The sequence below is a fragment of the Mycobacterium shigaense genome (genome assembly GCF_002356315.1).
GTDB classification, from domain to species: Bacteria; Actinomycetota; Actinomycetes; order Mycobacteriales; family Mycobacteriaceae; genus Mycobacterium; species Mycobacterium shigaense.
The window spans coordinates 4,382,798-4,397,929 of sequence record NZ_AP018164.1; the positions used below are offsets into that span (position 1 = coordinate 4,382,798).

Consider the following 15,132-nt stretch of genomic DNA (forward strand, 5'->3'; position numbering starts at 1 on the left):
GCGTCAGTTAGCCGGAGGTTGTGATGGTCGCGTACTACCCCGAACTCGCGCAGCGCGTCCGAAGCCAGCGCGATTTGCAGCCCGACCTCTACGGGGACTTCGACTTCGACCAGCGACCGGATCGCCTGGCCACCGAGCCCAACGTCGAGACCGCCCTGCCTCCCTGGGCCGGCGACCGCGCCCCGATCCTGGCGGACGACCGGGTGATGGAATTGATCAGCACGGCCACCCTGCTCGGCGACGTTGTCGCGGATCCCTATGCGGCCCTGATGAATACGCACAGCCTCACCCAGCTGATCGACATGCTCAAGACGGCTTGTCGCAAGGGCATCGACGCGGTGCCCGACGCGCCTCCCGAACTCGCCTCCTTCATCGCCGCCATGGAGGACACCCCGGAATGGATCGACTTCGACCTGGTGCGCGAGGGCGCTCGACAGGAGCGCATTCCCGCGGCGCTGCTGGCCCCCTTCATCACCCGTGGGGCGTTCATCGCCACGTTCACCAACAGCTACGCCGCGCTGCCGATGGCCCTGACCGGCGCACTCTCGGGCAAGCGGGCCGCCCGGCGGGTCAACGAGACGGCCAGCTTCTTCGCCGTCACCACGCTGCCGGGCGCGCTGGACCGCTACGGCCCCGGGTTCGAGGCCGCCGCGATGGTCCGGCTGATGCACTCGATGGTCCGCTACAACGCCCTGAAGAAATCCGGTAAATGGGACACAGCCATCTACGGCATGCCGGTGCCGCAGGTCGACCAGATGCCTGCCGGGATGATCGGTCAGTACCTGTTGGCCCGCAAGGCTCGTCAGGAGGGCCGGACGCAGTTCACCGCCGAAGAGCGCGCAGTCGTCGAATTCGCCCGCTACCGCTGCTTTCTGCTGGGCCTGCCCGAGGAACTGTTGCCCGCCGAACCCGCCGACATCATTCACGTCATGCACGCGCGGTCGGCGTTGCTGCGCCACGGCTTCGACAGCATCTGCCAGGAGCTAGTGCGCGGCACGATGGCGGCCTATCTGCGCCCCGGCACCTCGCTGTTCGAGCGCTGCGCCGACGCGGTCGAGAAGAGCTTCAGCAAGTTCACCTTCGTGCGCACCTTCTGCGGCGGCAACGGCGACGTCGCCGAGGCCATGGGCGTCTCACTCGGGCCGACGGATCTGGTGCGCATCGCCCTGACCGCACCGCTCATCCTCGGACGGTTCGACGTCGTGAGCCGCGCCAGCCGCATCCCCGTGCTGCAAGACATTACCGACGCCTACGTCATCAGGCTGCTCAAGGTCCGCCTGGCAACTTATGGCAAACCCGAATTCACCACGGATGCAAGGCATTACACGCCAGTCCCGCACTGAGGTCCGCGAGCAGGCTGGTGTTCGGACCGGAAAGGTCGCCCGGCCTGCGCAGCTCCGCGATTTGCCACCGAGACGTCAGGCTCGCGGCCTTGGATTGCCCCCGGGTAGCAGAGTGCTGCGGGCTACCACCAAGCGGCCGGCTTCGACAGCCATCGAGTAAATACGTTGGCCAACGTCCAGGAGACCTGTCGCAAGATAAGTCCGGAAACGCCTACTAAAAAGCTCATTTCACGGGACACCCCTGCTGTACGGGGCCCCCGGTGCTGGATGTGATCCATTACCATATGGACCGCGCTCGCCGTGTTAATCGAGAGATTCTCGAACTTTCGGAGTTCGTCGCGCCAGATGTGGTCAGCCTGGTAAACGACATCGAAAGCGAAGGCTATTTTCGGGCATTCGAGTTTGTCCACCCGCTGATCAAGGCAAACCAACTCAATAACTCCGACATATCGTTTCTGGCTCGACACATCTTCGACTATCTATTGCTCGCTGACCGACTGGGACACCTACCGCCGCGACTTCCTGCCCCCGCCGTCACCGCGACCCGCCACTTGATCGCAGGGACAACGCGCGACAGCGACGAAGTTCCGCTACGAATCTTCTCGACACCTGAGGACGAGGTAAACAGCCAGGATGCCTAACGGGCGGCGCCGAGTCGACTCGTGACCGGTTTCTCGGACGGCGACTGTGTACCTGACGCCGCGGAGCCGTCGCCCGGTTCACCCACGGCGCGCGTCAGGCGAAGGGTTTGGTCAGCGACGGCGGCAGCACCCGCATCAGCTGCACCAGCGGAGCCCACGGCCACCGCGGCACCACGGCCCGGCCAGGCTCACGCTCGATGGCACCGACCAGCGCCTTGACGCCAGTTTCGTTGTCCACCATCAGCATTGTGCTCGCCGACTTCGCAGTCATCTCAGACTCGATGTAGCCCGGCTCGATCACCGTGATCTTGATCGGGCCCTTGACGTACTCGGCGCGCAACGACTCGCCGAGCGACGTCAACCCCGCCTTGCTCGCGCAGTAGGCGGCCTTGACGCCGGGGACCCCGGTGTTGCCGAGCACCGACGAGATCAGCACCAGGTGCCCGGCTCCGCTCTTGTGGAACATCTCCAACGCGGTCTCGATCTGCACCAGCGCAGACACCAGGTTGGTCTCGATGGTCGCCTTGTTGGCCCACAGCTTGCCGGAGCCCAGCTTGGCGCCCTTGCCGATGCCGGCGTTGACGATGACGCGGTCGATGCCGCCGAGTGCGTCGCCAAGCTCGGCGAACACCTTTTGCACCTGCTCGTGGTCGTTCACGTCCAGCGCGGCGACCGCGACCTTTACATCCGGATACCGTTGCGCCAGTTCGGCTTTCAACTCGTCGAGCCGGTCGGTCCGCCGGGCACACAGCGCCAGGTCGCGTCCCTTGGCGGCGAACTCCCGCGCCATCCCGGCCCCCAGGCCTGAGCTTGCGCCGGTGATGAGGATCTGCTGGCGAGTCATCCGGGCAGCATATCGACAGGTCTCAAGTCTCGTCCGGTCGGCCGGGACATCTGCCCCACGCGGAGTAGACGGGGGAGCTAACGCACCGACTCGACGTTCGACCGACTATTTGAGCAGCCGGGACATGCGCCGGTCGGCGAGTGTCTTGCCGCCCGTCTGACAGGTCGGGCAGTACTGAAATGACTTGTCCGCGAACGAGACTTCCCGGACGGTGTCCCCGCACACCGGGCACGGCAACCCCGTGCGGGCGTGCACCCGCAGCCCGGAGCGCTTCTCGCCTTTCAGCGTCGCGGCGCCCTGGCCGACCGACCGGTTCACCGCATCGGTCAGCACGGACATCATCGCCTCGTGCAGCGTGGTGAGCTGGTCGCTGGTCAGCTTCCCGGCCGTCGCGAACGGCGAAAGCCGGGCGACGTGCAGGATCTCGTCGCTGTAGGCGTTGCCGATGCCCGCGATCACCTTCTGGTCGGTGATGACGTTCTTGATCCGGCCGCTGTTGCCCGCCAGCACCGCGGCGAGGTCGTCGACGGTCACATCGAGCGCATCCGGGCCGAGCGCGGCGATGCCCGGCACCTTGTCCGGGTCGTCGACCAGCCACACCGCCAGCCGCTTCTGCGTCCCGGCCTCGGTCAGGTCAAAGCCCGGCGCGCTGCCCGGAGTCCCCAGGTGCACGCGCAGCGCGATGGGCCCCTTACCCGGCCGCAGCGGGGCCGCGGCCAGCTTGTCCGACCAGCGCAACCAGCCGGCGCGCGACAGGTGGGCAATCAGCAGCCACTGCCCGGCCTGCAGTCCCAGATACTTGCCCCACCGGTTGGCACCCGAAACGGTCAGGCCGCTCAGCGCGCTGATCGGCGGGTCGAACGTTTTGAGCACCGACAGGGCGGCGACGTCGACGCGGCCGATCGGCAAACCGAGGGCGCGGCGTCGCAGATGATCGACCAGTGCTTCGATCTCGGGTAGTTCGGGCACTCGTCCAGTCTGCCGATGAGCTCAGACAGCCCGCAATAAATAGGTATCCATGATCCAGCCGTGCCGGGCGCGGGCCTGCGACCGCAGCGCGGCGATGCGCTCACCCACCCCGCCGACGGTGCCGGCCACCAGCAACTCGTCCGCAGTCCCCAGGTAGGCGCCCCACCAGATCCGGGTGTCCGGGGGGCAGGCCGCGAACGAGCAGTCGGCGTCGAGCATCACCACCGCCGAACCGGACAAGCCGTGGGAGCGCAGCTGCCGGCCGGTGGTGATCAGCACGGGTTCGCCGACGTCGTTGAGCGGGATGCGGTGTCGCGCCGTCAACGCCTGGATCGCGGTGATGCCCGGGATGACGTCGAAGGTGAAGTCGACCTCGGCCGCAACCGCGTCGAGGATCCGCAGCGTGCTGTCGTACAGCGACGGATCGCCCCAGGCCAGAAAGGCCCCCACGCCGTCGGGACCCAGATCGGCAGCGATCGCGGTGGCCCAGATCCGGGTGCGCGCGGCATGCCAGTCGGCGACCGCATCGCGGTAGTCACCAGCGGGCGACCGTTTCGGGTCGGGAAGTTCGACGAACCGGTAGCCGGGCTCGCGGATGAACCGCGCGCAGATTTGCCGCCGCAATTCCACCAGGTCGCTCTTCTGTTCTCCTTTGTCCATCGCGAAGAACACCTGGGTGGCGTTGAGTGCCTCGATGGCCTGGACCGTCACGTAATCGGGGTCGCCCGCGCCGATCCCGATGACGTGAATGTGCCGACTCACCGCTGCCTCCTGCTCCCTGTTGCCCATCAGATTGCCGAATCGTCGCCCCGAACCTCTAGTCGGGACCATAAGTACCCAGTACCATGGGTACCGTCTGAAGCACCCCACCGAAGGGAAGCCAGCAATGACTACTGCGGTGAAGCCGGGCGGGCCGAGCCGGGAGGAATTCTCCGACCGGCTGCTCAAGGGCTCGGTGAAGAAGTCCTACGAGCCCATCGTGGACATCGACTGGGACGCCCCACTGGACCCGGATAAGTTCTATCTGCCGCCGCGGCTGGTCTCGCTGTACGGCACCGCGATGTGGGACGAGATGACCCGCGAGCAACAAATCGAGCTCTCGCGACAGGAACTGGTCAACACCTTGTCGGCCGGCATCTGGTTCGAGAACATGCTCAACCAGTCGCTGCTGCGGACCATCCTGCACGAGGATCCCACCAGCTCGTCGACGCATTACAAGCTGACGGAGCTGGGCGACGAAACCCGGCACATGGTGATGTTCGGCAAGGCCATCGAGCGCATCGGCGCCAAGCCCGTCCAGCCACGCCGGCTGCACCGCTACATCATCAATGCGCTTCCCCTGGCGTTCCAGCGCGGCTCGATGCTGTGGGTGGCGGCCCTGATCGGCGAGGAGATCTTCGACTCGCTGCAGCGGCAGATGATGGACGATGCGGAGTTGCAGCCAATCATCCAGCGGCTCATGCGGATTCACGTCACCGAAGAGGCACGCCACATCCAGTTCGCGCGCGACGGGGCGCGCAAACGGGTCGCCGAAATGCCCCGCGTCAACCGTTGGTTCATGGCCAACATCAACGGGCTGGGCGGCTACTTCTTCCGCTATCTGTTCAGCAATCCGATTCCGTACGCGCGAACGGGTCTGGATCCGAAGCGGGCGCGGGCGACTGCACGCAACAGCCCCCATCGCTACGAGATGCAAAAGGCCGGATTCGCCCCGCTCGCAGCGTTTTTGAGCGAGGTGGGTTTGCTCGGCCCGATCGCCCGCCGCGGTTGGAAGCGCTCCAAGTTTCTGTGACGCAGACATCGATCTGCCCGCGCGACGTCGTCGTCATCGGCGCGGGCAGCGCGGCCCAGTCCGCGTTGGCCGAGTTGCGGGCGGCGGAAATCACCGACGTCCTAGCGGTCGACGGCGCGTCGCACGCGGTATTCGACGACGACACCCTCCGCTGGGAGGTGCAGACCGGCACCGAGACCGTCCGGGCCCGCGTGGTCATCGACGCATCCGGAGCCCTGCTGGTGCCGTGGATACCCGAGTTCGCCGGGCGCGGCGAATTCCGGGGAGCGTCGTTCCCCGCGGCCCATTGGGACCCCGGTTTCGATCCGGCCGGCAAGCACGTCGCGGTCATCGGCACGGACTCGACCGCGGGCCACTACCTCGAGCAGTTGACCGCTTCGGCTGCCTCCGTCACCGTCTTCGCGCATGCACCGCGCCGGCTCATCACCGAACTGCACTTGCCGACAACGCGCGTCAAGCGCTGGCTGGCCCGCCACACCCGGCGAAACCAGCCCGACCAGGCACCCGCACGGGTGCGATCGGCGATCACCGCGATCACCGCCTCGGGCGTGCGCACCGCCGACGGCGCCGAGCACCGCGCCGACGCCATCATCTACGGGACCGGATTCACCGTCCCGGATGAGATCGCCGGCGCGGCTCTGGTCGGCACCGCGGGAGTGACGATCGGGGAGGCCTGGGACGACGGCGTCGAGCCGTTCCTCGGAGTCGCCGCGCACGGCTTCCCGAACTACTTCTGGGTCACCGGACCCGACCGCGCCGCCCAGGCTCGTTATGTCGCCCGCTGTGTCGGGCTGCTGAATGCCAGCGGCGCCACCCGCATCGAGGTGCGGCGCAGCAGTCAGCAGGTGTTCAACGAGCGCGCTCACCTCACTCCGGCCCCGCCATTCCGGGTGGACTCGGCCTTCGAGTTCTCGCCTGCCGTCACCGCGGGTAGGCAAACCTACGATGGCGAGGCGACGCTGACGATCGCCGGCACAGTGCACCCGGTACGCGTCCGGCTCAGTGGCCGCCTGGACCCGATCGACGGCCGTTACCACTGGCAGGGAATGGCTTTTAGCTCACCAGCCCATCCGTTGCCGGGTGAGGTGCTCCAGCAGGCGCGCACGGCCACGCTGACAGTGGGTGAGCGCACGGCGCCCGCGCGCATCGTCGAGCAAACGCCGTGGGGTACCCACTCGATCGCCGGGGTGGGGGCCCCGCCCTACGCAATGAGCGAACACTGAGCCAAACGACGCACTGCGCGGCTTATCCTGCAAAGGGCGTGACACCCGTTAAATGGGGTAGTCTCACTAGGCTGATTTCAATCAATATTGGAAGTGGCCACACGTGTGAGGAGATCGTCGCGTGCTGGCGCACACGACACGATAGATGAGAACAGCATGGTCGGGGTGGCAGCGGTCACGCAGGCGCAATGTCGGAGCGGGTACCGCGCGCCCTCGGCGGCCCCTGGTCGATGGCGTGACAACGCACTGTGCGATTCCTTGCGGAATCGTGACGTACCGCCGCGTTTCGACCACGTTAGGATGCGGGATGCCCCACCACGGCACAGAGGACACAGGTAGCCACCTACCAGCGGGTCGAGCGCCGCGAGCAGCGAGGATAGATGCCAGAACGGAAAGGACCGCCTGCGGTGAGTGCGCTAGCTGAGTCGCCGGGCTCACTAGCCGTCGAAACCCGGACCGATGAGTCGGTCGCGATCCTGACCGTCGGGGGTGTGCTCGACGCCAGCAATTCCGCGGCGCTGCGCGACAGCATCCGTAGAGCCGCCCTCGATCAGCCGTCCGCCGTCATCATCGACGTCACCGGGCTGCGGGTGCCCGCGCAATCCGCGTTGTCCGCCTTCATCAGCGCCTACTTTCAGCTCGGCATTCAGGCCACCGCGCCGATCGTGCTGGTGTGCGGTCAGCGCGCCACCCGCGACGCCCTAACCCGTGCCGAAGTCACCCGCTTCATGCCGGTCTATGCGACCGAGAAAAGCGCGCGCAAGGCGCTCGAGAAGCTCAGCCGTCGCACCCTGCAGCGCGCCGACGCGCAACTGCCCGCAAACCTGACCAGTCTGCGCGAGTCGCGCCGACTGGTGCGCGAGTGGCTCACCGAGTGGTCGCGGCCCACCTTCATTCCGGTCGCACTGGTGGTGGTCAACGTCTTCGTCGAGAACGTGCTGGAGCACACGGGAAGCATCCCGGCGATGCGGATCGAGACCGACGGCGCGACCGCGACCATCGCGGTGTCCGACGAGAGCACCGCCCCGGCCCAGCAGCTCCCGTCGCCGGCGCAGGGCATCGACGTCTCCGGCCTGGCGATCGTCGACGCGCTGTCCCGCGCGTGGGGCAGCACTCCCACCTCGTCGGGCAAGACGGTGTGGGCGGTCATCGGCCCCGAGAACCAGCTCTAGTCCCCACCGCGCTCCCGCTCTGCGGGACCCCGCCGTGAGGCAAACTAGAACACGTTCTAGTGTCGGGTAACGGTCCTCCCAAGGAAGGCAGATGACGTGCGGTTCACCTACGCAGAGGCAATGACGGACTTCCGTTTCTACGTCCCGCTGGCCAAGGCGGCCGAGGCCGCCGGCTACCACGCCATGACGATTGCCGACAGCATCGCCTACCCCTTCGAATCCGACTCGAAGTACCCGTACACGCCCGACGGCAACCGGGAGTTCCTGGACGGCAAGCAGTTCATCGAAACCTTCGTGCTGACATCGGCATTGGGCGCGGTCACGACGAAGCTGCACTTCAACTTCTTTGTCCTGAAACTGCCCATCCGGCCGCCGGCCCTGGTGGCCAAGCAGATCGGCTCGCTGGCCGCGTTGACCGACAACCGGGTCGGTTTCGGTGTCGGCACCAGCCCGTGGCCCGAGGACTACGAGCTGCTGGGCGTCCCGTTCGCCAAGCGCGGCAAGCGGATGGACGAATGTATCGAGATCATCCAGGGCCTGACCAGTGGTGAGTACTTCGAATTCCACGGCGAGTTCTACGACATCCCCAAGACCAAAATGACGCCCGCGCCCACCAAGCCGATCCCGATCCTGATCGGCGGCCACGCCGACGCGGCACTCAAGCGCGCCGCTCGACTGGACGGCTGGATGCACGGCGGCGGCGATCCGGAGGAACTCGACCGACTGATCGCGAAACTCAAGCAGTACCGCGAAGAGGCGGGCAAGACCGGACCGTTCGAGATCCACGTCATCTCGGTTGACGGTTTCACCGTGGACGGCGTAAAGCGACTCGAGGACAAGGGCGTCACCGACGTCATCGTCGGCTTCCGCATCCCCTACATCATGGGCACCGACACCGAGCCGCTGGACGACAAGATCCGCAACCTGGAGGTGTTCGCCGAGAACGTGATCGCGAAGGTTTAGCGCGGGTCGCCGCATGGCCGAAGCTGGGTGCTGCGGACCGCGGCCATCGGGTGCAGCGCGTCACAGCGGATCCCATTGCGGCGCACGCTTTTCCATGTGCGCCTTGGCGGCTTCGACCGGGTTGTTTGTGAAGCCGCTCAGGATCTGGGTGCGATTCTCGATCTCGATGGCGTGCCGCAGACTGGGCGCGTCCAGCGCCGCGTTCAGACCAATCTTGGTCTGCCACACGCCGTATGCGTTGTTCTCGGCGATCTCGCGGGCTTTGCGCAGCGCGGCGGGCAGCAACTGGTCGGCCGGCACCACCTCGTGCACCAGCTTGATGCGGTGAGCCTCCTCGGCATCGATGATGCGACCGGTCAACATCAGTTCGCGTGCCACTCCGGCGCCGACGATCTTGGGCAGCAGGTAGCTGGTGCCCATGTCCATCGACGAAAAGCCGGCTTTGATGAAGGCCGAACCGAACCGGACGTGCTCGGAGGCGACCCGGATGTCACTGACCAGCGTGAACGCCAGCCCGCCGCCGACGGCGACGCCATTCACGGCGGCGATCACCGGGATGTCGAGCTCGTAGATGCGGGTGAACAGGTTGGCCAGCCGGACCTGGGCATCGTAGTTGACCTTGAAGGCCGGGGTCGACGGGCTTGCGGGCTCGGTCCAGGCTTCGCCGGTGCCGCTCAGGTCGGCGCCGGCGCAGAATCCGCGCCCGGCCCCGGTCAGGATCGCGACCCGGAAGGCACCCGTGCCGAGGGCGGCGGCGGCATTCTCCATGCCGTCGATCAGCGACCCGTCGATGGCGTTCAGGCGTTGTGGCCGGTTCAGGGTGATACAAGCGATGTTGTCTTCGAGGGTTTCCAGTTCCACTGCAGGCATACTCCGAACCGTAGGCGACGTGAATTTGCCGACGGGGCATACCGTGGATTCGACTCGAGACGAAGGAGAAAGCATGGCACGAAGCGAGGGCGACACCTGGGATGCGGCCAGCAGCGTGGGAGCGACCGCCACGATGGTCGCCGCGGCACGCGCCGCCGCCACCCGGCGTCCGCAGCCGGTCATCAGCGACCCGTTCGCCGAGCCGCTGGTGCGCGCGGTCGGGATCGACGTGTTCAACCGGCTCGCCGCCGGTGAACTCGACTTCGACGCCGAGGACGACGGGGCGGGCTTCCCACGGATGACCGACACGTTCGCCGCCCGCGCCCGGTTTTACGACGACTACTTCGCGCAAGCCACCGCCGCGGGCGTGCGGCAGGTGGTCATCGTCGCCTCGGGACTGGACAGCCGCGCCTACCGGCTGTCCTGGCCGGCGGGCACGACGGTCTACGAGATCGACCAGCCGGAGGTGATCGAGTTCAAGACGTCGACGCTGTCGAAACTCGGGGCGACGCCCACGGCCGAATACCGCCCCGTGGGCATCGACCTCCGCGAGGACTGGCCCGCCGCGCTCACCGCGGCCGGGTTCAACGCCGCGGCGCCGACGGCATGGTTGGCCGAGGGGGTGCTGATCGGGTGGCTGCCGCCGGAGGCCGAAGTCCGACTGCTGGACAACGTGATTGGGCTCAGCACCGCTGGCAGCCAGTTCGCCGCCGACTATGGATCGGTCGCCGGAACGACGCCCGCCGCGCAGGAGCAGGCCGCGCGGCTGGCCGAGCTGTGGCGCCGGCACGGGCTGGACTTGGACGTCGCTAATCTGGCCTACCCCGGTGAGCACACCGACGTCGCGGCGCACCTGCAGGACCGCGGCTGGGACGTCATCAGGTTCCGTCTCGCCGACCTCTTCGTCGCGGCGGGCCTGCCGGAATTGCAGGCGGCCGCGCAGCAGCAGATCCCGGCGGCCACCATCGGCTTCGCCACCGCGGTGCTGAAGTAACTGTGATCAGCCGTCAGCTGCGTTTGGCCAACCAGTCGGCCTGCATCACCAGCAGCGCCAGGACTTCCAGCTGCGGGGTGTCGGGGTCGAGTTCGCGGTAACGCTGGTAGACGTTGACGACGACGCGTTCGGCGTCCAGCCAGCCGGCGTACTCGCCGAGGTCGATGGTGTCGGCGGCCTCGGCCCAGGACAGGCCCTTGCGGTAGGCGGCCTCGGTCTGCTCGGCGACGTGCGCGAGATAACCACGGACGGCACGGATTCCGTCCGGATCGGTGACCGGGCCGTGGCCGGGCACGACGATCGGCGCGTCCAGCGCGATCATCGCGTCGCAGGCCGCGACCCAGTTGGCGATCGGGCCCGCCCACACGATCGGCGTGCAGCCGATGAAGAGCAGGTCGCCGCCGAACAACACCCCGGCATCGGGCACGTGCACGACGGAGTCCGCGGCGGTGTGGGCCGGACCCAGGTTGAAGAACTCGACGCGCCGGCCACCGACGTCGATCGTGAGGTCGCGGTCGAAGGTGTGGTCGGCGTTGCGCACATCGATTCCGCTGAAATCGAAGGGCCCGAACCGTTCTCGCGCGTACGGCGTCGCGACAGGGCCGAGGTCGCCGGTCTGCGTCATGGCCAGCAGCTCGGGCGGCATGCCGTGCGCGATCTCCTCGGCGGTGTCCTTGGCCGCGATGATCCGCACCGAGGCATCGAGCAGCTGGTTGCCGTGCGTGTGGTCGCCGTTGGAGTGGGTGATCAGCGCATCGGTGATGGGCGCGGTTGAGGTGAACGGCCGCATGGCGCTGAGCATTTCGCGGGTCAGCGCCAGGTCGAACAACGTGTCGACGAGCAGCGAGGCGCCGTCTCCGGACACCAGCCCGGCGTTGCTCCAGCCGTAGCCACCGTCGGGCAGCGTCCACGCCCACACCTTGTCGGCGACCTCGTGCAGCCCGCGGGTGTAGGGGACTCGGGCCGCGGCCCGGTTAACGCGCCCCGGCACGGGCGCCTTCGCCGGGTTGGGCCGGGCGGGCAACGGATGCGGCGGCCCGCTGGCGCGTACGGTCTGGCGCGTCTCCCCGAGGCCCTGCACCCGTAGCGTGACGACGTCACCGTCGTGCAGCCAGCCCGGGAAGGATTCCAGGTCGGTCAGGCTGAGGTGTTCGACGAGCGTGCAGGTGGGCACCGTGCCCGAGCCGACGACGTCGCCGGGGCGCAACGTCACCCCGCGCGAGGCGTAGGAGATTACTTCGCCGAAGCTCCAGTCCATCTGGTCGGTTGAGCCCGAACCGATTTCGGTGTCGTTGACCAGGGCGCTCACCGGCAGGCTCAGCGTCCCGGGACGTGCTGGGTGCCGGTAGGGTTCCAGTTCGTCGGGCGTCACCAGGTAAGGCCCCAAGGTGACGCCGCTGTCCTTGCCCTTGGCCTGCCCGATCCCCAGTTGGCTCTCCAGCTGCTGCAGGTCGCGCGCGGACCAGTCGTTGAAGATCATGTAGCCGACGATGGCCCGCTCGGCCTCGTCGACGGTCAGGTCCTTTCCGCCGGTCCCGATGACCGCGGCGATCTCCAATTCGAAGTCCTGCCAAGCACTTCCGGGTGCGATGGGGGCGTCGTCGTACGGTCCGAGAACCGTTGCCGGGCAGGCGAAGTAGAAAGCGGGGATGCGATACCAGGTGTCGGCGAGCTCGCGACCGCCGCCCAGGGCCGCCTGACAGTTGCGCATGTGGTCCAGGAAGCACAGGAAGTCGCGGATCGACGGCGGGTTCGGGATGGGCGCCATCAAAGTCACGTCGCCCACCGGCACGGTGGCGGCGGATCGCAGCGCCTCCTCGCCGGCCTGCCGCAGACCGTCGGCGCCGCGACCGACCAGGTCCAGCAGCGTCACACCCGGTGCCACAGCGTGGATCTCGTCGCCGGAAAGCACACCGGTCCGTGGCCCGTCGGCATCGCGGTAGGTCACCCATCTCATTCGCGTACCACCTCACTTGGTTTCTTGTCCGGCCTCAGCCCGCGCCAACTCGATTGGCGCAGCCGGTTATCCGGGGTCCATTCGCTGTAGCGCACCTCGCCGACGAGAACCGGCTCGACATAGGTCACGCCGCGGGCCTCGATCCTGGGAAGCGGCGGATCGAACGGCGACTGGTCGGTGTGCAGCGGCGCCATCGTCTTCTTCAGGTGGGCCAGGTCGCGCTCGGTGAAGCCGGTTCCGACCCGACCGGCGAATTGCAGGCCGCCGACGCCGGGGATACCCATGAGCAGGGAGCCGATCCCGCTGGTGCGGCCGCCCTCCCCAGCCTTCCAGCCGCCGATGACGATTTCCTGGGTGCTCCAGTGCTTGTCCTTGAGCCAGGACGCCGATCGCCGGCCCGGCTGGTAGGTGGAATCGCGCCGCTTGGCGACCACGCCTTCCCAGCCTCGCACGCTGGAGTAGTCCAGCGCCTGCGCCCCATCGCCGGGCAGCAGGTCGGGGACGATCAATTTAGCGCTGCTGGCCAGGGTTTCGAGCAGCTTGCGCCGGTCTTGATACTTGGCCCGAAGCAATGACCGGCCGTCCAGGTAAAGCAGATCGAATGCCCAGTACTCGACGCGGGTGGCGCGGTTGCGGTTCTGCATCGCGTTGAAGCTGGGCACCCCGGCTGCGTTGAGCGCGACAACCTCGCCATCGAGCACCATGTGATGGTCGGTGAGATCGTCTGCGATCGAGCCCAATTGGGGATAATCACGCGTGACGTCGCGCCCGCTGCGCGACCGCAGCCGCACGGTGCCGCGATCGGCGTCGACCAGCATCCGGTAGCCGTCTCACTTGCCCTCGAATGCCCACTGGCTTGCCTTGAGTCGCATCACCGAACCTTCCGACGCCAGCATGGGATACAGCTCGTCGAACCGGAAAACCTTCTGGTCCTTCATCCGGTGCGCCAGCCACTGGTCGCCGTTGGTTTGAATCAGCGCGTAACGCCCTGAGATTCGGCTACCGTGCAGGTTGACGATGACTTCACCTTTTTCGGCGGAGTCATTGAACTTCTCGGCCTCGTAGGTGCCGGCGTCCCAGATGACCACCCTGCCTGCACCGTACTCACCTTTCGGGATGTTGCCCTCGAAGCTGCCGTATTCCAGCGGGTGGTCCTCGGTGTGCACCGCGAGATGGTTTACCGAGGTGGTCCCGGGCAGATTCTTCGGGACCGCCCACGACACCAGCACGCCGTCGCGTTCCAGCCGGAAGTCGTAGTGCAGCCGGCGGGCATGGTGTTCCTGGATTACGAAGGTATTGCCATGGCCGGCAGCGGGTTTCGCTGGCTTTGTTGAAGGTACCGGCTCGGGCGTCTTCGAAGCGTCGCGCATGCTGCGGTACTTGGTCAGCCGATCCGGGACGGCCGTTTGATCATTCAAGGCGTCCAGCGGCGCCAGTAGATCGCCGTCGCGCGCCACCCGGGCCAGCACCTCGTCGTAGCGCAGCTGAGTCAAGCCGGGGTCGTCGAGCTCCTCCCAGGTGCGCGGGGCCGCGACCGTGGGGTATTCGCGGCCCCGCAACGAGTACGGTGCGATGGTGGTCTTCGAGCCGTTGTTCTGGCTCCAGTCCAGGAAGATCTTGCCGTCCCGCAGACTCTTCGTCATGGTCGACGTGACCAGCTTGGGCATGGTCTTTTCCAGTTGCTGGGCAACACGTTTGGCCAGCACCGAGGCACCGCGGCTGCTCACCGGCTCGTCCAGCGGCGTGTAAAGATGCAGCCCTTTGCTTCCGCTGGTGAGCGGGAAGGTGGCCAGCCCGATGTCGGCGATCAGGTCGCGCACGGCGCGGGCCACCGTGGCCAGTTGCGCCATCGTCACGCCCTCCCCGGGGTCCAGGTCGAACACCAATCGAGTGGCCGGACCGGGCTTGAGTTCTTCGGCGTTGCTTCGCGTCCACTCGGCAACGAATCGCCATTGCGGTACGTGCACTTCCAGCGCCGCCTGTTGCGCGATCCACGCCAACCCGTCGACGCTGTCGATGATCGGATATGTCGTCGTCCCGGAGCGGCGGTGGGCAACACTGGCCCGCGGCAACCAGTCCGGAGCCGATGAGGCCAGCTGCTTTTCGAAAAACGACGGCTGCTCAACGCCATTCGGCCAACGCTTACGGGTGGCCGGACGTCCGGCGATGTGCGGCAGCATCGCCTCCGCAATACTGGTGTAGTAGTCGAAGACGTCGGACTTAGTGGTGCCGGTTACAGGGTAAAGCACCTTCTCGGGGTTCGTCAGCCTCACCCGGGGCGCCATGGATGTCAACCTACGCGTCTGGATCCACCAAATCGCTCTGACCACGCAATAACCGGTCGTGCCTTCGAATTGTTGTGTG

The 15,132-nt window shown here is 66.9% G+C and carries 12 protein-coding genes and 2 pseudogenes; 7 read left to right on the forward strand and 7 right to left on the reverse strand.

All coding sequences use genetic code 11. The features are described from left to right. The first annotated feature begins 23 nt into the window (after positions 1–23). Positions 24–1,343, forward strand: a complete 1,320-nt coding sequence (locus MSG_RS20385) for an oxygenase MpaB family protein (protein WP_096442450.1) — start codon at positions 24–26, stop codon at positions 1,341–1,343. A 260-nt stretch (positions 1,344–1,603) separates the two neighbouring features. Further along, a complete protein-coding gene (locus MSG_RS20390; protein WP_142404544.1) occupies positions 1,604–1,984 on the forward strand; it encodes a hypothetical protein in 381 nt (126 codons plus the stop codon). 94 nt (positions 1,985–2,078) lie between these two features. Here the strand turns inward: MSG_RS20390 and MSG_RS20395 are convergent, their stop codons facing one another. The 4 genes and pseudogenes from MSG_RS20395 to cobF all read right to left on the reverse strand — a co-directional run bounded on the left by MSG_RS20395 (position 2,079) and on the right by cobF (position 4,559). Further along, complete coding sequence (locus tag MSG_RS20395) at positions 2,079–2,828, reverse strand: SDR family oxidoreductase (RefSeq protein ID WP_096442454.1); 750 nt, start codon at positions 2,826–2,828, stop codon at positions 2,079–2,081. A 105-nt stretch (positions 2,829–2,933) separates the two neighbouring features. Further along, positions 2,934–3,401 carry a zinc finger domain-containing protein gene (locus tag MSG_RS25720; protein ID WP_232011314.1) on the reverse strand — a complete coding sequence of 156 codons (468 nt, stop codon included), beginning with the start codon at positions 3,399–3,401 and terminating at the stop codon, positions 2,934–2,936. A 153-nt stretch (positions 3,402–3,554) separates the two neighbouring features. After that, positions 3,555–3,797 (reverse strand): annotated as a pseudogene (locus MSG_RS25725) (DNA-formamidopyrimidine glycosylase family protein); the annotation flags it as partial. Between the two features lie 21 nt (positions 3,798–3,818). Then, positions 3,819–4,559 carry a precorrin-6A synthase (deacetylating) gene (cobF, locus tag MSG_RS20405; protein WP_096444700.1) on the reverse strand — a complete coding sequence of 247 codons (741 nt, stop codon included), beginning with the start codon at positions 4,557–4,559 and terminating at the stop codon, positions 3,819–3,821. A 124-nt stretch (positions 4,560–4,683) separates the two neighbouring features. On the opposite strand from cobF, the gene MSG_RS20410 reads away from it, so the two are divergent. The 4 genes from MSG_RS20410 (at position 4,684) to MSG_RS20425 (ending at position 8,947) form a co-directional block, all read left to right on the forward strand. After that, complete coding sequence (locus tag MSG_RS20410) at positions 4,684–5,589, forward strand: AurF N-oxygenase family protein (RefSeq protein ID WP_096442458.1); 906 nt, start codon at positions 4,684–4,686, stop codon at positions 5,587–5,589. Then, positions 5,586–6,812, forward strand: a complete 1,227-nt coding sequence (locus tag MSG_RS20415) for a DUF4873 domain-containing protein (protein ID WP_232011093.1) — start codon at positions 5,586–5,588, stop codon at positions 6,810–6,812. Before MSG_RS20410 ends, MSG_RS20415 begins: the two co-directional genes overlap by 4 nt. Positions 6,813–7,192: 380 nt before the next feature. Further along, complete coding sequence (locus MSG_RS20420) at positions 7,193–7,984, forward strand: STAS domain-containing protein (RefSeq protein WP_096442462.1); 792 nt, start codon at positions 7,193–7,195, stop codon at positions 7,982–7,984. A gap of 96 nt (positions 7,985–8,080) precedes the next feature. Next, complete coding sequence (locus MSG_RS20425; protein WP_096442464.1) at positions 8,081–8,947, forward strand: LLM class flavin-dependent oxidoreductase; 867 nt, start codon at positions 8,081–8,083, stop codon at positions 8,945–8,947. A gap of 60 nt (positions 8,948–9,007) precedes the next feature. On the opposite strand, the gene MSG_RS20430 is transcribed toward MSG_RS20425, so the two are convergent. Further along, on the reverse strand, positions 9,008–9,808 hold the full coding sequence (locus MSG_RS20430; protein WP_181159255.1) for an enoyl-CoA hydratase/isomerase family protein: 801 nt from the start codon (positions 9,806–9,808) through the stop codon (positions 9,008–9,010). An 82-nt stretch (positions 9,809–9,890) separates the two neighbouring features. Here MSG_RS20430 and MSG_RS20435 point away from each other — a divergent pair, with 82 nt between their 5' ends. Continuing rightward, entirely contained in the window at positions 9,891–10,811 is a 921-nt protein-coding gene (locus MSG_RS20435) for an SAM-dependent methyltransferase (protein ID WP_096442468.1), read from the forward strand. A gap of 13 nt (positions 10,812–10,824) precedes the next feature. Here the strand turns inward: MSG_RS20435 and MSG_RS20440 are convergent, their stop codons facing one another. Both MSG_RS20440 and MSG_RS20445 read right to left on the reverse strand, forming a co-directional pair. After that, positions 10,825–12,768, reverse strand: a complete 1,944-nt coding sequence (locus MSG_RS20440) for a fumarylacetoacetate hydrolase family protein (RefSeq protein ID WP_096442470.1) — start codon at positions 12,766–12,768, stop codon at positions 10,825–10,827. Then, a pseudogene (locus MSG_RS20445) lies at positions 12,765–15,053 on the reverse strand (ATP-dependent DNA ligase). Before MSG_RS20445 ends, MSG_RS20440 begins: the two are co-directional and overlap by 4 nt. Positions 15,054–15,132: the final 79 nt, after the last annotated feature.

Excerpts from the sequence above, each read along its gene's own strand:
- MSG_RS20410 (WP_096442458.1), top strand. The coding sequence starts at position 4,684 with ATGACTACTGCGGTGAAGCCGGGCGGGCCGAGCCGGGAGGAATTCTCC.
- MSG_RS20435 (WP_096442468.1), top strand. The coding sequence starts at position 9,891 with ATGGCACGAAGCGAGGGCGACACCTGGGATGCGGCCAGCAGCGTGGGA.
- MSG_RS20420 (WP_096442462.1), top strand. The coding sequence starts at position 7,193 with ATGCCAGAACGGAAAGGACCGCCTGCGGTGAGTGCGCTAGCTGAGTCG.
- MSG_RS20385 (WP_096442450.1), top strand. The coding sequence starts at position 24 with ATGGTCGCGTACTACCCCGAACTCGCGCAGCGCGTCCGAAGCCAGCGC.
- MSG_RS20395 (WP_096442454.1), bottom strand. The coding sequence starts at position 2,828 with ATGACTCGCCAGCAGATCCTCATCACCGGCGCAAGCTCAGGCCTGGGG.
- MSG_RS20440 (WP_096442470.1), bottom strand. The coding sequence starts at position 12,768 with ATGAGATGGGTGACCTACCGCGATGCCGACGGGCCACGGACCGGTGTG.